This window comes from Filifactor villosus (assembly GCF_042652965.1).
Classification (GTDB): Bacteria; Bacillota; Clostridia; order Peptostreptococcales; family Filifactoraceae; genus Filifactor; species Filifactor villosus.
This window is the reverse complement of record NZ_JBHSHL010000013.1, coordinates 87,209-106,375: the sequence shown is the minus strand read 5'-3', so window position 1 is coordinate 106,375 and position 19,167 is coordinate 87,209. Positions and strand designations below refer to the sequence as shown.

Sequence of the window (19,167 nt, the reverse complement as noted above, 5' to 3'; positions counted from 1 at the left end):
GATCGACAGCGTAAGGCCGCGATCGTTCCCGATCTCAGGACATCCGCCTGCTAAAGCCCGAATTCCTTCCTGATCTCGCAGAGATACCTTCGCGTATTGTCCTTCTCCGCCGTCATAATCGCCTCCAACTCCCTTACCGCAACGTCGACATCCTCATTGACGATAAAGTAGGAGTAGTTGGTAATGCATCCGATCTCCTTGAGAGACCTCCCCAGCCTGTCCTCGATCTGCTCCATGCTCTCGGTCCCCCTACCCTGTATCCTTCGCTTCAACTCCTCGATTGACGGTGGCAGAACAAAGACCAGCACCGCATCCGCATAGGCTTCCTTGACCTTCGCCGCGCCCTCGATTTCGATCTCCAAGATCACATCACGACCCAATTCGATTTCTTTTAGAACATAGTCCTTGGGAGTTCCGTAATAGTTGTCGAATACATGGACGTACTCCAAAAGATGGTTTTTTTCGATCATCTCGACAAACTCGTCCTTCGTCTTAAAGAAATAATGTACCCCGTGTTCTTCTCCTTCTCGAGGTTTTCTTGTCGTCGCCGACACCGATAGCGATACCGCCTCATTCTTCTCCAAAAACCTCTTACAAATCGTTCCCTTTCCGCTTCCGGAGGGACCCGACAATACGATCAACAATCCTTTTTTCTTCATAAGCCTTACTCTCACACCCATTCCGTTTGTATAGTTATTTTGAGGACCGACAGCTATTTACTCTATTTTTTATTTAACAGAAAACCCTTTACCTATTTGTACTGTATTCTTAACATATTCCTTGAGGTCCGACATAAAAACCTGTTCCTACTTTTGTTCATCTGCCATATACCGCCGACAAGCCGAAACATTTACTCTATATTTTGTATCTGCTCTCTGATCTTCTCAAGTTCGCTCTTTAAAATAACAACCCTGTCTACAATATCGAGTCTGTCGGACTTCGATCCCATGGTATTGACTTCCCGGTTCATCTCCTGCAACACAAAGTCCAGCTTTCTTCCCACGGGTTCCTCCGTGTTGAAAGAGTGCAACAGTTGATTGATATGGCTCTTGAAACGCACAAGTTCCTCTGTGATACAGCTCTTGTCCGCCAAGATGGCAGCCTCCTGAACGATCCTCTGTTCATCCGCCTTGTAGCCCGACTTCTCCAGGATAGTATCGAGTTTTTCTCTCAAATGCTGTCGATATTCCTCCTCCAAAGCCTGACTATTCTCTTCAATATAAGCGATATGTTGTTGCAAGAGTTCGCATCTTTGGCAGACGTCTTCCTTGAGATGTTCTCCCTCCGTCCTTCTCATATCGAGGATGGCATTGAGGGCCTGTTCTGTCGCCTGCTTAGTAAGTAGGGCGAGGGTGTCTTCCTTCAACTCCATGTCCGAAGCCGAGATCACATCGGGAAACTTCATGAGATCCATCGCTCTCAAGGAAGAAGTCAGACCGTAGTTCTCGTTGATCTGCTCATGAATGTTCCTGTACTCTTCCAACAGCTTGGAGTTCAGTACGAGGTTTTTTCGGATCCCTTCCTTAAATTCCAAACCCACAAATACATCGAGTTTTCCACGGCTCAGTTTTTTCTTGATCTGAGCCTTGAGCGGCTCTTCCAAACTGACGATCGTTCGGGGCATCCGTACAAAAATATCCATGTATCGGTTGTTGACAGACTTCATCTCTACTGTGAGAATGTACTCCTCGCTCTGCGCAACTCCTCGTCCGTACCCTGTCATACTGTAAATCATCTCTGTTCTCCTTACTCTCTCGTTCAATTCTATGTAAGCGACTGTTCAAACCTCCCGCTGATCTTGCGAACACAAAACCGTCTATAATGTCAAGGATATACTTGCGAAAGCATATCAGTCCGGAATGACGACGGGAAGGGTCCGATCTCTCACATCCAACTTATTATACTCTATTTTGCATTTAAATTACAGTACAAAAGTACACAATGCTTTTTTCACTGCTCGATGTGAGTAAAAAAACTTGTAGAATGAAGGCTTTTGATAATTTCTCCCCTTAACGAAACATTGGTTTCTCTCCTCTCGGTTCCCCCCTTTTCTCTGCTCCAAGCCTCCAAAAAGCAACTTTTTCATTCCTCGGTTTCTATGATATAATGATGGGGTAAAATAATAGAATAATGCAAAACAGAAAAGAGGAAGATCCATGGCTTTGGATGCAATTACACTTCGTGCGATCACACACGAACTCAAGACCGCCCTCGACGGCGGAAAAATAGATAAGATAACCCAACCGGAAAAAGATGAGCTGATCTTTACGATCCGCAGTCAAAAGACCAACTACCGTCTTCTGGTCAGTGCAAGCTCGTCCAACGCGCGTATCCACCTTCTCGATGACACCAGGAAGGAAAACCCCCTGAGTGCGCCGATGTTTCTGATGCTTCTTCGAAAGCACATCGGAAACGCATCGATCATCAACATCAACCAGAGGGGCAACGAGAGGATCGTCGAGATCCTGATGGAGGCCTACGACGAACTTCGTATCTTGAAGAGGAAACTTCTCATCATCGAATTGATGGGCAAACACAGCAACATCATCCTCGTCAACGAAGAGGATCGCAAGATTATAGATTCGATCAAACGAGTCAGCCTCAATGTAAGCTCGGTAAGAGAGGTACTCCCGGGTCTGACCTATCACTATCCTCCTACCAAGGACAAGATCAACCCGATCGTCAGCTTGGAGCAGGACGTGTTTTTTGAGCTGTTCAAAACCTCGAACCTTCCGGCATATAAGTTCTTTTATCAAACCTACGAAGGCTTCAGCCCCACAATCGGAAAAGAGCTCTGTTACCGCAGCGGGATCGACCCCGAAGAACCGGCTCAGGCCCTGTCGGACATCAAGACGGAGAGACTCTGGGGAAGTTTGGAACGTCTTGTGAGCAGTGTCCAAAAACACGAATACTCCCCCTGCATCGCCACCGAGCCGAGCCCCTATCGCATTATCGACTTCTCCTCCGTCCATCTGACACAGTATGAGAAGGAGGGTCTGATCCCTTACAGGAGTACAAATGAGGCCTGCCTCCACTACTATGTACTCAAGGACAGGACGGAGAGGATCTCTCAAAAGACCTCCGACCTCAGAAAGAGGGTCCAGACAAGGTTGGATATGCTCAAAAACAAGACCGAAAAACAAAACGGTGAACTGTCCTCCTCCCTTGCCTTGGACAAGGAGAGACACTACGGTGAGCTTTTGACTGCCTACATCTACCTCCTGCACAAGGGGATGAAGGAGGTTATGGTCAAGGACTTCTACAATGAGAACAGGACGATCACCATTCCCCTGGATGAGCACAAGACACCTTCGGAGAACGTTCAGCGTTACTTCAAGCGTTACCGGAAATCGAAGAACCGTATCCACGAACTGACTGCCCAGATCGAGCAGTCCACCGCAGAGATCCTCTATCTGGAGAATGTTTTGTTCTCGATCTCCCAACTCGAAGACCTCTCCGATATCAAGGAAATCCAGGAAGAGCTGTATCGAGAAGGCTATATACGTCGTCCCGCAGAGAAGAAAGCAAAAAAGGTCCAACTCCAAAGCGAGCCGATGAAGTTTGTCTCTTCCGACGGTACGCCGATCTATGTCGGAAAGAACAATACGCAAAACGACAACCTCACTTTGAAACAGTCTTCTCCCCAAGACATCTGGATGCACACCAAGGACATCCCCGGCTCCCATGTGATCATCAATGCGAAGTTAAACGATGTGTCAAGGACGACCTTGGAGGAAGGGGCCAAGCTTGCCGCCTACTTCAGCAAGGCGAAGTTCTCCTCCAATGTGCCCGTGGACTATACGGAGCGAAAAAACGTCAAGAAGCCCAACGGAGCAAAGCCGGGTATGGTCATCTATGAAAAGAACTCCACCCTCTATGTAACTCCTGAGGAAGGTCTCATCGAGTTGCTCAAGGTAAAATAAGACGGTTTATTCTATTACCTGTTATATCACTGATAGGAGAGTCTTCAAGTTCTTGGGCGGTATCGCACAAATGTAAACTCTTGATCTTCTTATGAATTTGCAAAAAATGAATTTTTGTCAAATCCATACGTTCAAGAAATTCAGCGTTTATATACGGTGATTTTACGATGATTTTTTGAATTATGCAGTGTTTCCCTTGTATCATCACTATGATGACTCTCATATCCCCGAGGGCTGTCCGGGGAACCGTTCCATAAGATAACGGTATTAGGAAAGAAGGAAAGGAAGGAAGACATGGAAAGAAAAAAACGAGGTTTCAATCTGATCTATATTGTAAAAGAAATGGTTCATCGTTTCTCTGTTCACGAAGTCGGTCATGCCGGCGCACAGTTGGCCTATTTTTTTATTCTCTCCATCTTCCCTTTCTTTATCTTCTTAAATGCCCTAATCGGACTTCTTCACTTCTCCCCGGAGATGGTTACAAATTCTTTGGGAGATGTGGCACCGCCGGAGGTAAGCCGCATCCTGCAAAACTACATCCGATTTTTGAATGCCCGACCTTCTACAGGGCTTTTCTCCTTCGGTATTATAACGACGATCCTTTCATCATCGAAGGCTTTCGACTCCCTGGTCTACACCTTGAAGAAGTCTTACAAAAACAAGGAGAACAAGTCGGGCATCTCCAAAAAGCTATTCAGCATCCTCCTGACCCTGCTCCTGGGCGCGACCATCCTGCTTTCTTTGGTAACCCTGGCAATAGGTCGTGATTTTTGGCTGTTTCTCTCAAACTACTTCAGCCTTCCCCCGTCCTTTGTCGAAAGCTGGACCTATCTGAAATGGCTTATCGTATTCGGTACCTTGTTCTTGGCGCTGGGAATCCTTCATTTTTTCGTGCCGGACAAGCGTCCCAAACTCCGACAGATCGTCCCGGGGACCTTGTTCAGCATCTTTGCTTGGGTCGGTTTCTCCGTTGTCTTTTCCTACTATGTAAAGAACTTTGCCAAGTATTCCGCCATCTATGGCTCCCTCGGAGCCATCATCATCCTCCTCCTGTGGCTCTATCTGACAGGGGTCATCATTGTGATGGGAGGAGAACTCAACGCCATCCTGATGGAGACGGAGGACGGGATGAGCATGATCTCTTCAAGAGAAGAACATTTCGATAAAGAAAGGGAGCTGGCTCTCAAGTTCTCGGAAGAAACGGAACGGTCCAAGCCCGAGATCTTTGTAGACATTGATGAGGAACCGAATCCCTCATCAGATACAGTCCCTGCTGATGAAGGACCGATCATAGACGAATATACGGAGGAAGAACAGCGTTACTGCACCGATATCGTGATGAAAAAGACGGATACCTACCACAGAAGACCCTTGTTTAAAGGTAAAAAATAATCGGAATTTCAAAGAATAAGAGTTTGATGCCGTTGTCTATTAAAATCGACAGGTTCAATGACTGGAGTCGTGGCTACAAACGATCTGTGACCCATAGAAGATGGAAGATTTTCGTGGTCGAAAAAACAGATATATCCATACTTCTACCGGAGAATAGTATACATCCTTCGAACTACAAACGTCCAAAGCGTTTTTCGCCGATTATATATTCTATACACCCTTCATTTCACACGGAATATAACACGAAGACGAAATGATATTGACTCCTACCTATCGCCCTGATCCAGAAAAGGTCATCGCATCTCTACCGCAGATACGATGACCTTTTTATTATAATTTTTGATGGTATGAGTTCTTCTGTCAATGCTGTTTCGATCCTATTTTGTATAAGAGGGATCCCCTCCTATACCGCTCCAAGATCAGCGGGGTTTCTTTATCTGTCCTTCCGCCCTCAATCGATAGAGAGCATAGACGACCTCCTCTTTTTTGAGGATGGCGGTCGCTCCGAACTTTCCCTTTTGCACGGGTCTTATCCAGCCTTTTTGAACAAAGTAAGCGGCCGCTCCTTTAGCACTTGGAGGTATGCTCCCTCTGTCGGAATACCGCTCAAGGATGGATGTATCCACATTGGAAAAGTCTCTCTTCAACGCCCTTCCTAAAAGATAGGGCAGTTCCCAACGATAGAAATACTTGTTGGGCGCAAAGCGATTCCCCTTAAACACGTAGATATAGTCTTCAGATACCGCAATCGACGCATCACTGTAGTAAGAACTTTTCTCTCCGAGGTCCGAAAAACTTACCTTCTTACCTTGTTTAAAGTGAAAGGCACGGTTGACCATATAGACAAATTCATGTCTTTGAATATTCTTTTTCGGCAGAAACTTCCCGTCCTTGGTCTGTGTTGCATAACCTTCCTTTATCGCAGCCTCTATAGCCTCCTTTGCAAAACTCTTCGAGATATCCTTGGGTAAGGCTACGTTCTTTTTGATAGCCGAAACATTCGTCTTCTTCTCTACACTTTGAGGCTTGAGAGGAGAGATCTGACCGATCTTTCGGATACCCTGATCCTCCCACACATCCGTCGTCGCAAAAACGGAGGATGTCCCCAAGAAAAGTACGAATAACAGTATACAAAGGTCCTTGATAAACCTGTTGTCCTTCATCTTCCTTCACCTCCACCCTCTCTTGTCCCACTCTATTGATGAGGCTGAGTCAAAACAAGAATCTTCAAACTCTTCTCCTGCATATAACAACTGAGCAGGATCGACTTGTTTCTGTTATTGCTCACTTCCAACACATTGCTCCACTCATCCTCGGGTGCGATCTTACCGACGGAGACCGCCGATGAGTTGTAGGACTCAATCGGGAACCTATCCTTCCTTAGTTCCTGTGCCAATTCTTCAAAAATCTCATCGACGATCTCCTTCTCCTTACGGTTTAAAATGTCCTCCCCTTCCAAAGAAGCCATCCTCTCCTTGACCCCCGCAGAGACAAAAGCGGTGTGATCAGGCCGGATAATAAGGTTGTTTAAAGCCGAAAATACATAGAGAAGCTTTCGCTGAGAGTAAGTATCCAAGATGGGACCGGACGAAGCCTCTCCCAGGATGACCTTGTACGGAAGAAGATCCTCCTCTCTGACCGCAGGTGCAAGGACGGTCCCCACCGCAAATATATTGTCAAGATTTCCTCTCTTCATCTCCTCGATCATAGTCTCGGCGAGTTCTTCCTCTTTTGCCTCAAAACCGATGTGGGAGGAGATCACCTCCGTCTTTCCCGCCTTTTCAATCACATAGGCATCCTCACCCGGATAACTGAACTCCGAAGCCTGAGCAAGGATCTTTTGCTTCACCTCTTCTTCTTCGAAGTACAGAACACCTGCCGAAGGGTTCAAACGGTTGATATCTCGATCAAAGGAGAAAGCGGATCTCATCTTCCAAAGAGCCTTGTTCGAGAAGTAGAGATCCATCCTCTCCCTCTCCTCCTTGGAAAAATAGCTCACTCCTATCTGTGAAAACGGGACGGTGAGCTCCCTCTCGAGATCATTAGGATTTTTGAGTGTCAAACCTCTGCGAAAATTCGTGTCAACAAGGGCATCGACCTCTTCCTTCGTGCTTATCTCATAGGTCTTCCCATCCAGGATGACCTCCATCGTCTTTATCCTGCTCATCACCATGATAAGAACGGTGGCAAGAAGGATCAAAAAAAACACAAATCCCCTTATCTGAATATAAAGAGCTTGCCGAAGAGCCTCCAAGGCATCCTCTTGTTTTTTATTTTTGTGCCAATGTCGATACTTCTTTATCTTCTCCATACACCATCCGCCTCCACACACAAGTCTGTCTGCCCTTCCTCTTCAAAAAAGAAAGCTCCAAAAAAGATCGGGATTCTTTTGCCTATCTGCCGTTGTCTTTTTCGATCGCCTGCGAACTCCTGATCGTAAGCAAACCCGTGCTTCGTGCAAATTCGGTCAACACAAGCTGAACTGCCACGACAAACCAAAGCATTTTGAAGTTAAACTCCGAGACAAAAGTTAACAGGAGGAGGCTCATCAAACTTACAGTGCTGATCCCTATATGCACAAGGAAATCCTTATCTACTTTCCACCTTCTTATCCTGCTTACACCAAGTACAACGATTACACCGATCAGGGCGACGATCCCTACAAACTGCATAAATAACATAGACGCTCATCCTTACTTCGACTGTAGTTTTTCAATAATAACGGAATCGACGAAGAGTTCTCCCTTGAGACGAGTGGTGTCCTTGTTTTTTTCTACGTAGATCCCTTCAATCATAATGGGGTATTTCTCGACCTCTCTGAGATCGTAGACCATATCTTTCCAACCGCTCCAATCGATCTGTGGCGAGAGAGCGATCAGATACTGTCCACCCGAAACATCCATAATCCGTAGTCCCACCTCATAGGGCAGCTCCTCTTCGGCATAGACGGACAGACCTATGCCTTCCACCTTCTTCTTCAGACGAATCTCCCTGTCTCTAAGGTCGATATAGGCCCTTTGCACCCCTGTTCCTTCCTGAAACGCATAGTGGAGTTTGGCCGACTTCTTCCCTCTTCTCGCCGCCTTGTCCGAGATCTCGACCTTCGCCTCTATACCCAAGCGATTGACCTTTGCAAACACATCGCCTTCTTCAAATCCGAAGATCTCGCTTGTGCTCGTAACAAATTCCTTCTCGTCCTCTGTGGAAACCGCCGAGATTTCTTCAATCTCGTTCGATTGCTCCATGGCGGAGACGGGAGGCTTCAGTTCCGTACCCGAGACTTCCTCCACCTGCTGGATGGGGATCTCCCACAGGTAAAAATAAGGCTTGGTCTCGCCCGCGGAAGGTTGCTGTACCAAATTTTGACCCAAGGTCAGTCTTGCACTTAAGAGTATAAGCACAACTCCAGCAACCGCCGTCCATATACCCATCCTTTTGTATCCTCTCTCCTCCACCTTTTCTCGAGAGGAGGCACCCTGTTTTTTATCCGAGACCGCTTCCTTGTTTTTCAACGCAGCCTTCACCTTCTTATCTTCCGTGTAGGGAGAAAAAAAATTGAAATCTCTCATCGTGCACCTCCCTTTCCGAATGTCCTGATGATCCTAAATTTCCTCTGTCCTCATCCGTACTCTATCTATCCGATCCGGTATTGTCAAATAATTTCGATTTTTATTTCTAACTTTTATGATATCAAAAATCAAAAACAAGGGCAAGAGAAGGGACAATATTTTTCGTCCTTATCTATATCCATTCAAATTGTCGATATCAACGATTTGAACTTTATTAATGATGAAACGTTTTTTCTAATAACCGGAACAGGTATGAAGCGAACTTCGATCGGATCATAGTTTCAACAACTCTTTATCTCATTTATACTGTTACCTTCCCGAACTGTCGATATCAATATCCTTTATCCCACAGGTGATAAAACGAGTTTTTGTGCTTGTGAGTACAAGCATAAGCATACTTTGATCCGAAGTAGTACTGCTTCCGATCAGAAGAGATGGACTCCTTCCTTATCAATCTTTATCAGAAGATCACAGTCCTGCGCCTTCTCCCTGATCCCTCTTTCCACCCGATCTATGATCTCCTGTGTCCTTTGCTCATTGTATTCATAAGGAAGAACCAGATCGAACAGAACGGTCCTCTCTCCAAAGTCCAACATCTGAAAATCGTGAAGCTCCAAGGAAGGATCCACATCCTTCAGGACTTCTTCCACCTTCTTTAGCATCTCGTAGGTCTCCTTATCCTTGGTGTTCTTAGGGTCCACATGCACGAAGAGGGATAGGTCGAAGCGTTCGGAGATCCACCTTTCCGCCTTGTCGGCGATGTAGTGAGCCTCCACCAGACTCAAGGTGTGGGGCAGTTCCATATCGACGGTTACAAACCTTCTCGAAGGACCGTAGTCGTGGATCACCATATCGTGAACACCCAAGATCGACGGATGCAGACTCAAAATCTCCTTCTCCAGTTGCAAAACGAGGTCTTCATCCGTTGCTTCTCCCAAAATAGGCGACAGAGTTTCCCACACGAGTTTCAAAGCTCCCACTATAATCAAAAGAGCTACCGCTCCTCCTACATAGCCGTCTATTTGAAGACCCAACCTCTTGCCAAGCAAAAGGGAGATTAACACCACAGATGTAATGACAACATCACTGATACTGTCAAAGGCTGTCGCAACGATGGCCTCGGATCGGATCTTTTTCCCAAGTTTGCGATTAAACAGTGCAAGGTAAGCTTTGAGAACAATAGAAATCAAAAGAATAATCACAGACAAACGGTTAAACTCCACAAACTCCGGAGAAAGAATCCTCTCCACCGAAGTCATCATAAAACGAGCGCCGACCAAAAGAATCAGAAAGGCAATAAAGAGAGCAGATATATACTCGAGCCTTCCATGCCCGAAAGGGTGTTTTTTGTCCGCGGGCTTGGCCGCATAGTAAAATCCCAGAATCGTCGCCAGCCCCGAACCCGAATCCGAGAGGTTGTTAAAGGCATCCGCTGTAATTGCAAGACTTCCACTGATATATCCCGCAATCAGTTTCATCAAAAACAACAGAAGATTTGTCAAAACCGCAACGACCCCTCCCAGATACCCGTAGGCCGTCCTGACCTCCTTTTTTTGTACCTGTGTATGCTCTTTGATAAACTTTCTCGCAAGATAGTCCAACACCTCTTACTCCCTTCTTCCCTGATTCTTGGGAATAAAAAACACCGTTACAAAACAGATCGCCGAGGAGACAAGGTAGACTCCTATCGCTCTTTCGATGCCCACTCCCCGAAGGACCAAAAATCCAATGAAGGAGTTCATAAAGGAGCTCCCCACGAACTCCATCGTATTGACACTCGAGATGGCGATCCCCGAGTTTTCCAACTTGTTGACCTCTTTGCCGACCGTGAACAGGAGAAGATGAAACATTACCGCTATTCCCATGATCACCAGTAAAACCGGAAGTTCATACAGGGAAGGCCGTCCTTGACGCACTACGACGATGTAGAGCCACTCCAAAAAGAACACGAGGGTAAACAGTTCCACATTCTTGCGATTATCCCCCTTATTCACGGTATCCATCACCGAGACCAGAGGAGAACCCAACATCAGCCCTACGGTCAGGAAGAACATATACTTCGACGCCTCCAGAGTGTCGATCCGATAGGTCGTTGAAATATACTGGATCCCCCAAAATCCGGACAGAGAGGTCGTAACGGAAATAAAGGTCAGGATGATGATCATAGGTGGCCACGAAGCACGGTTAAAAAGCACCTCTTTCAGAGCCCTTCCCACTTCAAAACGAGGTCCTTCTTCTTTTCTCCTATCCTTCACAAGGACAAAGTTCAACAATACACAAAAAACGGTCAGAACCGTGATCCCCCAAAGAGCCGTCTGCCCTCCGAACCTCGTTACGACATAGGACAGGGGAACGGTCGAGACGATGTTGCCCATATTAGAGATCAGAGCCATCATCGCGGAAAGCTGTGAAAACAGTCTCGTTTCAAACCAGAGTGCCTGCACCTTCATCGCGGAGGTGACCGAAGCTGCAACCCCTACCCCGGTCAAGAATCTCATTGCGAGCGCCACGGGATAACTTGCGGTCATCGTCATCACGATACTGCAAACGGCAGTCATCGCCCAGCCTCCGACCATCAGTTTACGAACTCCCACCTTGTCAACCAAGATCCCGTTGGGGATCTGCATACAGGCATAACCGTACAACATCGCATTGACGAGGTTTGTCGTCTGCGAGATATCGATGTCGTACTTCTCCATCATAAACCCGGACATCACCGACATATACTGCCTGTGAATAAACATCACGACGATACTGATAACGATCGACGTCCAGATCTTAAGTCCCTCTTTATTTTCAAGTATCTTGAGGTAGGAAGGCCTTCGGTCGGCCTCCAATACTCGTACTTCTTCCATAGTTTCTCTCCGTCCTTCTACTTCACATACTATTCTACGTTTGAAATGTCGGGTATACAGAATATGTCATTACCAAAAAACCATTTGGATGATCCTATGCCTCAAAACATTCGACCTCTCAATTCCAACAGATAATAGTATAACATCATCCTATTCTAACGACAGTATAACACCTTTCACTCTACAAAAGAAAGACTCTACAGAAATCTCATCGATTTATGTAGAGTCCATGATTATAATATTCGCATTTCAACAATAATGCTCTAGCCCAAGATTTTTTTAACCATTGCATTGATGCGCTTACCGTCGGCTCTCCCGCTTACAAGCGGCATAACCTTGCCCATGATGGCTCCCATGTCCTTCATGGATGTTGCGCCTACTTCAGCTACAACCTTCTTTACGATCTCTTCCAACTCATCATCTGTGAGTTGCTCGGGGAGATAAAAACTCAGGACCTTGATCTCCTCATTGGTCTGCTCGATCAAATCAGTCCTGTCGGCCTTCTTGAACTCCTCCAAGGCATCCTTTCTCTGTTTCATTTGTTTTGCGATCAGAGTCAGGATCTTGTCATCGTCCAACTCGACTCGATTATCTACTTCGTACTGTTTGATGTCAGCACGAATCAATGTAATGACGGACTTTCTTACTGTTTCTTTATTTTTCATCGATTCTTTCAAATCGTTTGTAAGTCTATCCTTAAGAGTCATGCAAAACACCTCTTAACTATCTTTTTTTCTTTCTTGCCGCTTCCGCTTTTTTCTTTCTCTTTACACTCGGTTTGTCATAATGCTCTCTTTTTCGAACTTCCTGCATTACTCCGGAAAGAGCACATTGACGCTTGAATCTTCTAAGCGCGCTGTCCAATGACTCATTTTCTTTTACTTTAATTTCCGTTGCCACTTCTATCCCTCCCCTCACTGCTAACACTTTCCGATTGAAATCAGCAAAAATGTTGTATCTGTTGGGCTATATTTTAGTATTATAAACGCAATCGCAAATATTTTCAAGTATTTTTTGAAGATTGCGCGACTACAATGAAAACGAAGATTGCAAGAGGACGGACAACGAGCTTTTTAGCCCGGCGGCCAAGTGAGTTGTCGAGCTCCCAAAAGATGGAAATGCAAGTGTTCCACCGTTTGACCTCCATCCGGACCGCAGTTGTTTACAACGCGGAAACCCTTGGCGTCGACGCCCTCCTGTTTCGCTATCACTTGGATGGCCTTAACGATATGATTCATCATATCGCTGTCTGTTGCCACTTCCAAAATATTTGCACAGTGCTCCTTCGGTATTACGATGATATGGATCGGAGCCTTCGGATCTATATCGTGAAACGCATAGACAAACTCGTCCTCATACACTTTTTTGGACGGTATCTCCCCTTTGAGGATACTGCAAAAAATACAAGCCATTCCTATCCCTCCTTTTCTATTTGCCACTATGATCCGATTGAACTGCGAAAATATCCGCTTTTACGAAAGCAACGACCATTTTGCACCCATAGAGAGCAGCTCATCGGTCAAGCGATCCAACCGGATAACAGTATGAATATCATAAGTATACCATATCCGTATTCAAAATTCACAGAATATTTTGTGTCTCCGCTCTCTTTTTACAACCAAGGGAATATAGAGCAAGAAAGAATCAACAACTCAAAATCAAATACCATCCAATATAAAAAGAGGTTTTCTAATCATAGGAAATTTTTTTGGTGCAGGTAAAAGGAAGAATTGAATGACAGAAAAACAAGAATCACAGAATAAGATACACCCCTAAAGCCGAACTGTACTATGATAAAAAAGATTAGAGGAAAGACCCTTGTATCCGAGATATCGTTTGATAAAAAGAGCGAAGATCCCCTTCAAGATAAGCTGTTGAATGTAGTACCAACGGAACGGAAAGAATAAAGACGATAGATAGATTTTTTGTATCTATTCCTTCGTTTATTTTACTACCTATTTCCACAAAAAAGCTTTGATCGGAAACAGGAAAATCCGATGGTAGAAAAAACTCCTTGAAAATGGTATACTATTCGTCGATATAGATAAACAGATTTAAATTTATAGGTGTGAAAAATGGACTTGATAAGATATGTAAAAGAAAATATGGTCTTAATCCCCGAAGGGCAGGAGTTAATTAGGGATTTTGTTGATCCAATCAAGTGGATGAGTTCGGATTACAAAATGTCTATCCCCGGAACAAAAAAAGAAAAAATCGTTAAGCAAGAATTAGCAATGATTCAACCATTTTTATTGTTGAAAGCTCCCGTGACTAATGAACTATATCATTATGTCATGGGTATTGACTGCGACATTCAAACAAAAGATTTTCCTGTGGTAAATATAAGTTGGATAGATTCAATCAAATTTTGCAACCTACTTTCTGAAAAACTTTCATTGGAAAAGTGCTACACATTGAATTTTGTTTCAGAAAAAATTGTAGTCGATGATTCAAAAAATGGATTTAGATTACCAAGAGATGCAGAATGGCAATATGCTTGTAGAGGAAATACGCAAGGATATCGATACGATAATATTGAAGATATCGCTTGGTTTGAAGAAAATTCTGATGGCAGGTTACATGAAGTAAAAACAAAAAAGGAAAATAATTTTGGGCTTTTTGATATGATCGGAAATGTTTGGGAATGGTGTTTTGATTTGTATGATGAAGAACGATATGGAAACTATCGCATTTTTAGAGGCGGGAGCTTCGCAAGCGAAAAGAGAGCCTGTGGTGTTACCTCAAGGAGAAAGAGTTTTCCTGATTTTAGAATTGATGATTTGGGATTTAGAATAGCAAAAAATAATCCGGAGGGAATTGAATGAAACATAAACTGGTAGAATTAAAAGATAAAACCAAGGTTGTACGAATTGAAGATGAGTCAATTGTAATATCGGATGAGCGGTCATTTTTGGATCTGTTTATGACAATCGCTTATGAAACGGGAGAAAACAGAGTTATCATTAACAAAGATAATCTTGCAGAAGATTTCTTTGAACTTCGCAACAAAGTTGCAGGGAATATTTTGCAAAAGTTAATAAATTATAAAATGAAATTGGCAATTATAGGAGATTTTTCTAATTACGAAAGTAGTGCTCTAAATGCCTTTATTTATGAATGTAATCAAGGGAATGATATATTTTTTGTCGAAAGCGAAGTTGAGGCTTTAAATAGATTAAGCAATAGCTAAAATAATAAAATTTCAGCCCCCATAATTAAAAATTTAATGAAAGCTAATGCAGGAACAGTAGATCAAACTGATAGGTACCCTCCTTACTGATTGTCCAGTAAAGAGAGTACCTATCAAAAAAGGCTTACTGTTTTTCTTTGTTTAAAATAGAAATGCACCCTATTACGATTCAAGTTTTTCAAGGATTTTTATATTTCTATGGGCAGTATTTTTATCGAAGAACAGATTTATACCATCCTCCGATAAAAATGCAAAAAAACAAACTATACACTTTCCGACAGCAACTTATACTCTTCTCCAATAGGAGTATGGATATATCTATTTTTTCGATGACGAAAAACTATATTGTCTTCTATGGTCACAGATCGTTTATATCCACTATTCAAAAGAATAGTAGTATTAAATAGCTCTATAATTCAAAAAAGAAATAGGTGACAGCATTGAAATGTCGACCTTATCCGATTTCAATTTGATCAAACAGGTTCTTGTGAGTCCGAAACCCTCTCCTTCAATCTTCTTTCAATCTTCTTTCAATCTTCTTTCAATCTTCTTTCAATCTTCCTTCCATCCGATCTTCCTGCACGCTTTCAAGGTGAATCCTTCGGATCTCGTTGGAGAGATCCCGCTTGCTCTCTACCCTCACCTTGATATAGTTGACCGTATGGCCGTAGCAATAACCTTCTTCAAAGGTCTCAAACAGCACCTCGACCTCATCCCCGATATGGGAGTCCATAAACTCCCTCCTGTGTTCTTCTCCCAGTTCGATAAGGATCTTGCTCCTCCTCTGCTTTTCATCCTTGGTAACGGCATCCTTCATCTTTGCGGCAACGGTCCCTTCTCTCGGAGAATAGGGAAAGATGTGCATCTCAAAGAGCTTGATCTCTTGAAGATACCTTCTTGTTGTTTCAAACTCTTCGGCGGTTTCTCCCGGAAAGCCCACGATCACATCCGTCGTAATGGCCGCCTTGGGATAATAGCGTCTGATCTTGTCGACGGCCTCCCTGTATTGCCCTGTATCGTACCTGCGGTTCATCCGTTTCAATACACTGTCGCACCCGCTTTGCAAAGAGAGGTGGAAGTGAGGACAGAATTGAGGCAGACTGCTCAATCTTTTCAAGAAGTCCTCGGTGATGATCGTAGGTTCCACGGAAGAAGTTCGGATCCGCTCAAGCCCTTCTATCTTACAGAGTCTCTCGATCACATCGATGAGGGAACCCTGCTTGAGGTCTTTTCCGTAGGAGGCTACGTGGATCCCCGTCAGAACGACTTCCCGATATCCGTTACCTACAAGCGAGGTCACTTCACGCACGATGGAGTCCATCTGTCTGCTGCGAACCGGACCGCGAGCATAGGGGATGATGCAGTAAGTGCAGAACCGATCACAGCCGTCCTGGATCTTGACAAAGGCTCTGGTATGATCTCCCGCGCTGCTGATCGACATTTCTTCAAAGTCCCTCAGTTTCATAATATCGTCAACGACGATCCTCTTGTCCCGAGAAGAGGTCCGAGCGACTTCTTTGACGATGTTGTTCTTTCCGGTAGTACCCATGACAAGGTTGACCTCTTCGATCTTCAATACCTCTTCCGGGGCCTTTTGGGAATAACAGCCGATGACGGCGACAACGGCATCCGGATTGAGTTTGCGTGTTCGGCGTATCATCTGTCTCGACTTCTTGTCGGACATTGCCGTTACCGTGCAGGTGTTGATCACATAGACATCGGCAAAATCCTCAAAGTCTGTCAGAGAATAACCCTGTGCCACAAAAAGCTCTTCCATCGCCTCGGTCTCATACTGATTGACCTTACAGCCCAGTGTTAGGGTCGCCACCGTCCTTGCTTTGGTATCCGCGTTCTGCTGTGTAACTGCATTTCTTCTATCTACAATATTGCTTATGAGTTTCAATCAAATTCTCCTTTTACATTGTTATCTCATGAAAATGTCAGGTCGGATGCTTTGAAGCATTTCATTATCCAAGTAGTTTTCCGGAAATGATACTTCTGTATACCCAACAATTCAAACAGAGAATAGTATTATTTCCGTTTAAGTTTTCTCTTATAAAATATTATTGTACCACGAAATTCGTTATCTATCAAAAATCTCCTACAATGTTGATCCGATATTTTATACTATTCTTCGTTTGGATTATGGATATAAATGTTGTGTAACCGATAGAAGATAAAACGGATTTTCGTAATCGCAGAATAAATATATCCATACTTCTATTGAAAAATAGTATGAGATGACATCAATGTCAACTAAATAGATAGATATCGATATCCGGTGAGTCCTAACATAAAAAAGTCCTATTTCCCTCCAATAAAGAAAATAAGACTTTTATGCGTTTTTTGTTATTCCGAATTTGGATTTCTTGATCAACAACTTGTATTTTACAAGCGATGAAATATTTTACTCCGGCAAATATTTCCACTCTTCCAATGAAGGAGGGAACGTATCGACCTTTTCTTTGTGATGTTATCTGTTTAAATTGACAGGTCGGATGCTTCAGGGCATATCATTCTCCCGGTTGTTTTTCGATACTGACCTGTTCTGCGTACCTGAGATTTCAGGCGAAAAACAGCATTACCTCCGGCTATTCCACGGACACCAAGTAGTAATACAGAGGTTGTCCGCCTTCATAAAGCTCGGTATCGCAGTCGGGGAACTTTTGCTGTACCTTCTCACGCAAGGCTTCCGCTTCTTCCTGTCGCACATCTTCTCCATAGAACAGAGTAATGATCTCGCTGTCTTCATCCGCCATCTGCTCGATCATCGACAAGGTGACCGATCCGATATCATTGCCGTTCGCCATAATTTGTTTTCCTGTGATCGCAATGATCTCACCTTCTTTTATGTCCTTGTCTCCATTGACGGTGTCGCGTACCGCATAGGTGATCTCCCCGGATCTTACACGCGCGATCGCCTCGAGCATGCCTTGCTCAATCTCTTCCATCTCCGCTTCGGGATCGACGTTCATCAAAGCGACCAAAGAACTTGGAATATCCTTCGTAGGTATGACGATGACATTCTTGTCGCTGATCTCCTTCGCTTGACTTGCCGCCATAATGATATTGGAGTTGTTGGGGAAGATGAAGATGTTTTGTGAGTTGATCTTTTCGATCGCCTTCACAAAGTCCTCCGTACTCGGATTCATCGTCTGTCCACCTTCTATCGTCAAGGTGACATTCAAATCCTTCATGATCTGAGCCAGGCCCTTGCCCGTTACTACGGAGATGATCCCGAAGGGAAGTTCCTCGGTCTCTTCCTGATGAGCTTCTTCGGCACGCTTCTTAAGGACTTCTTCCTGCTGAAGTCTCATATTCTCTATCTTGATCCTGTCCAAAGCTCCATGAGCTCCCGCCATCTGCAATACAGCTCCCGGATCTTCGGTGTGGATGTGGATCTTGATAACTCCTTCATCTCCTACGACGACCATCGAATCGCCCATATGCTCGATCTCTTTACGGAAGGTCTCGGCATCGACTTCATAAGTCCTTAGGAAAAACTCGGTACAATAGCCAAATTCGATCTCTCCGGAAAACGCGTGGATATCCTGTTTCATCAATTCATCAAAATCCTGAGGAGCAGCTGTGCTCGTACCGTCCGCATTGACAGGAGAACCTTCATAACAGCGAATCATTCCTTCAAGGATGGAGAGAAGGCCTCTTCCTCCGGAATCTACAACATTAGCTTCCTTTAAGGCTTTCAAGAGCTCCGGGGTATGAGCCAAAGAACGTCTTGCTCCTTCGAGTACCTTCTTCAAAAAGACCGACATCTCTTCCATATCCCTATGTTCTTGAGCAACTTCCGCCGTTTCTCTACAAACCGTCAATATTGTTCCTTCCACGGGCTTGATAACCGCTTTATAAGCAACCTTGGAAGCACTGCTCAACGCATTGGCGACATCTTCAACACCGAGGTTCTGCTTTCCTTCTATCGCCTGTGCGAAACCGCGCAAAATTTGAGACAGGATAACTCCCGAGTTTCCTCTTGCTCCCATAAGAGAGCCTCTTGCCACAGCCTTTCCGATATCCTCCGGATGGTTGGAATCGGTTTTTTGCAACTCCGCGATCGCAGAACTCATGGTCAACGACATATTCGTTCCGGTATCCCCGTCAGGAACGGGAAATACGTTGAGTCTGTCTACAATATCTCTTTCGTTTGCCAGATTATTGGCACCCGAGATCAACATTTGACGAAACAATCTTCCTTCTATTCTATTCATCAATCCTTGTCCTCC

The 19,167-nt window shown here is 44.5% G+C and carries 17 protein-coding genes; 4 read left to right on the top strand and 13 right to left on the bottom strand.

Annotated elements, in window-relative coordinates; translation table 11 throughout:
• Positions 1-50: 50 nt before the first annotated feature.
• Complete coding sequence (gene gmk, locus ACFO4R_RS03615; protein ID WP_379787652.1) at positions 51-659, bottom strand: guanylate kinase; 609 nt, start codon at positions 657-659, stop codon at positions 51-53.
• 191 nt (positions 660-850) lie between these two features.
• Entirely contained in the window at positions 851-1,735 is an 885-nt protein-coding gene (locus ACFO4R_RS03610; RefSeq protein WP_379787651.1) for a YicC/YloC family endoribonuclease, read from the bottom strand.
• A gap of 421 nt (positions 1,736-2,156) precedes the next feature.
• Between ACFO4R_RS03610 and ACFO4R_RS03605 the strand changes: the two genes are divergently transcribed.
• Both ACFO4R_RS03605 and ACFO4R_RS03600 read left to right on the top strand, forming a co-directional pair.
• Positions 2,157-3,923, top strand: coding sequence for an Rqc2 family fibronectin-binding protein (locus tag ACFO4R_RS03605; RefSeq protein WP_379787650.1), 1,767 nt, complete (start codon positions 2,157-2,159; stop codon positions 3,921-3,923).
• Between the two features lie 294 nt (positions 3,924-4,217).
• Complete coding sequence (locus tag ACFO4R_RS03600) at positions 4,218-5,315, top strand: YihY/virulence factor BrkB family protein (RefSeq protein ID WP_379787649.1); 1,098 nt, start codon at positions 4,218-4,220, stop codon at positions 5,313-5,315.
• Positions 5,316-5,734: 419 nt separating this feature from the next.
• On the opposite strand, the gene ACFO4R_RS03595 is transcribed toward ACFO4R_RS03600, so the two are convergent.
• From ACFO4R_RS03595 to ACFO4R_RS03555, 9 genes are all read right to left on the bottom strand, one after another.
• Positions 5,735-6,478 (bottom strand): S-layer homology domain-containing protein, encoded by a 744-nt coding sequence (locus tag ACFO4R_RS03595; RefSeq protein WP_379787648.1) that lies wholly within the window; start codon positions 6,476-6,478, stop codon positions 5,735-5,737.
• Positions 6,479-6,510: 32 nt separating this feature from the next.
• Complete coding sequence (locus ACFO4R_RS03590) at positions 6,511-7,626, bottom strand: hypothetical protein (RefSeq protein ID WP_379787647.1); 1,116 nt, start codon at positions 7,624-7,626, stop codon at positions 6,511-6,513.
• An 82-nt stretch (positions 7,627-7,708) separates the two neighbouring features.
• Positions 7,709-7,996, bottom strand: coding sequence for a hypothetical protein (locus tag ACFO4R_RS03585; protein WP_379787645.1), 288 nt, complete (start codon positions 7,994-7,996; stop codon positions 7,709-7,711).
• A 12-nt stretch (positions 7,997-8,008) separates the two neighbouring features.
• Positions 8,009-8,884 carry a hypothetical protein gene (locus tag ACFO4R_RS03580; RefSeq protein ID WP_379787644.1) on the bottom strand — a complete coding sequence of 292 codons (876 nt, stop codon included), beginning with the start codon at positions 8,882-8,884 and terminating at the stop codon, positions 8,009-8,011.
• A gap of 425 nt (positions 8,885-9,309) precedes the next feature.
• Positions 9,310-10,488 (bottom strand): cation diffusion facilitator family transporter, encoded by a 1,179-nt coding sequence (locus ACFO4R_RS03575; RefSeq protein ID WP_379787643.1) that lies wholly within the window; start codon positions 10,486-10,488, stop codon positions 9,310-9,312.
• Between the two features lie 3 nt (positions 10,489-10,491).
• Positions 10,492-11,739, bottom strand: coding sequence for an MFS transporter (locus ACFO4R_RS03570; RefSeq protein WP_379787642.1), 1,248 nt, complete (start codon positions 11,737-11,739; stop codon positions 10,492-10,494).
• Positions 11,740-12,002: 263 nt separating this feature from the next.
• Positions 12,003-12,446 (bottom strand): GatB/YqeY domain-containing protein, encoded by a 444-nt coding sequence (locus ACFO4R_RS03565; RefSeq protein ID WP_379787641.1) that lies wholly within the window; start codon positions 12,444-12,446, stop codon positions 12,003-12,005.
• Between the two features lie 16 nt (positions 12,447-12,462).
• The gene (gene rpsU / locus ACFO4R_RS03560) at positions 12,463-12,639 is read right to left on the bottom strand and encodes a 30S ribosomal protein S21 (RefSeq protein WP_014261932.1); all 177 of its coding nucleotides are present in this window, start codon (positions 12,637-12,639) and stop codon (positions 12,463-12,465) included.
• A 173-nt stretch (positions 12,640-12,812) separates the two neighbouring features.
• The gene (locus ACFO4R_RS03555) at positions 12,813-13,151 is read right to left on the bottom strand and encodes a histidine triad nucleotide-binding protein (RefSeq protein ID WP_379787640.1); all 339 of its coding nucleotides are present in this window, start codon (positions 13,149-13,151) and stop codon (positions 12,813-12,815) included.
• A 663-nt stretch (positions 13,152-13,814) separates the two neighbouring features.
• On the opposite strand from ACFO4R_RS03555, the gene ACFO4R_RS03550 reads away from it, so the two are divergent.
• Together ACFO4R_RS03550 and ACFO4R_RS03545 are read left to right on the top strand one after the other, a co-directional pair.
• On the top strand, positions 13,815-14,564 hold the full coding sequence (locus ACFO4R_RS03550) for a formylglycine-generating enzyme family protein (RefSeq protein WP_379787639.1): 750 nt from the start codon (positions 13,815-13,817) through the stop codon (positions 14,562-14,564).
• Complete coding sequence (locus ACFO4R_RS03545) at positions 14,561-14,929, top strand: DUF4180 domain-containing protein (protein ID WP_379787638.1); 369 nt, start codon at positions 14,561-14,563, stop codon at positions 14,927-14,929. The genes ACFO4R_RS03550 and ACFO4R_RS03545 overlap by 4 nt, the downstream gene beginning before the upstream one ends.
• 541 nt (positions 14,930-15,470) lie before the next feature.
• Here the strand turns inward: ACFO4R_RS03545 and mtaB are convergent.
• Positions 15,471-16,823 (bottom strand): tRNA (N(6)-L-threonylcarbamoyladenosine(37)-C(2))-methylthiotransferase MtaB, encoded by a 1,353-nt coding sequence (gene mtaB, locus ACFO4R_RS03540; protein ID WP_379787676.1) that lies wholly within the window; start codon positions 16,821-16,823, stop codon positions 15,471-15,473.
• A 697-nt stretch (positions 16,824-17,520) separates the two neighbouring features.
• Positions 17,521-19,152 (bottom strand): DAK2 domain-containing protein, encoded by a 1,632-nt coding sequence (locus tag ACFO4R_RS03535; RefSeq protein WP_379787637.1) that lies wholly within the window; start codon positions 19,150-19,152, stop codon positions 17,521-17,523.
• Positions 19,153-19,167: the final 15 nt, after the last annotated feature.

Bases quoted from the DNA above. Each gene is read 5' to 3' on its own strand.
- ACFO4R_RS03595 (WP_379787648.1), bottom strand. From the start codon at position 6,478: ATGAAGGACAACAGGTTTATCAAGGACCTTTGTATACTGTTATTCGTA.
- ACFO4R_RS03535 (WP_379787637.1), bottom strand. From the start codon at position 19,152: ATGAATAGAATAGAAGGAAGATTGTTTCGTCAAATGTTGATCTCGGGT.
- ACFO4R_RS03565 (WP_379787641.1), bottom strand. From the start codon at position 12,446: ATGACTCTTAAGGATAGACTTACAAACGATTTGAAAGAATCGATGAAA.
- ACFO4R_RS03585 (WP_379787645.1), bottom strand. From the start codon at position 7,996: ATGTTATTTATGCAGTTTGTAGGGATCGTCGCCCTGATCGGTGTAATC.
- ACFO4R_RS03610 (WP_379787651.1), bottom strand. From the start codon at position 1,735: ATGATTTACAGTATGACAGGGTACGGACGAGGAGTTGCGCAGAGCGAG.
- ACFO4R_RS03545 (WP_379787638.1), top strand. From the start codon at position 14,561: ATGAAACATAAACTGGTAGAATTAAAAGATAAAACCAAGGTTGTACGA.
- ACFO4R_RS03555 (WP_379787640.1), bottom strand. From the start codon at position 13,151: ATGGCTTGTATTTTTTGCAGTATCCTCAAAGGGGAGATACCGTCCAAA.
- ACFO4R_RS03605 (WP_379787650.1), top strand. From the start codon at position 2,157: ATGGCTTTGGATGCAATTACACTTCGTGCGATCACACACGAACTCAAG.
- ACFO4R_RS03570 (WP_379787642.1), bottom strand. From the start codon at position 11,739: ATGGAAGAAGTACGAGTATTGGAGGCCGACCGAAGGCCTTCCTACCTC.
- gmk (WP_379787652.1), bottom strand. From the start codon at position 659: ATGAAGAAAAAAGGATTGTTGATCGTATTGTCGGGTCCCTCCGGAAGC.
- ACFO4R_RS03600 (WP_379787649.1), top strand. From the start codon at position 4,218: ATGGAAAGAAAAAAACGAGGTTTCAATCTGATCTATATTGTAAAAGAA.
- ACFO4R_RS03590 (WP_379787647.1), bottom strand. From the start codon at position 7,626: ATGGAGAAGATAAAGAAGTATCGACATTGGCACAAAAATAAAAAACAA.
- ACFO4R_RS03550 (WP_379787639.1), top strand. From the start codon at position 13,815: ATGGACTTGATAAGATATGTAAAAGAAAATATGGTCTTAATCCCCGAA.
- ACFO4R_RS03580 (WP_379787644.1), bottom strand. From the start codon at position 8,884: ATGAGAGATTTCAATTTTTTTTCTCCCTACACGGAAGATAAGAAGGTG.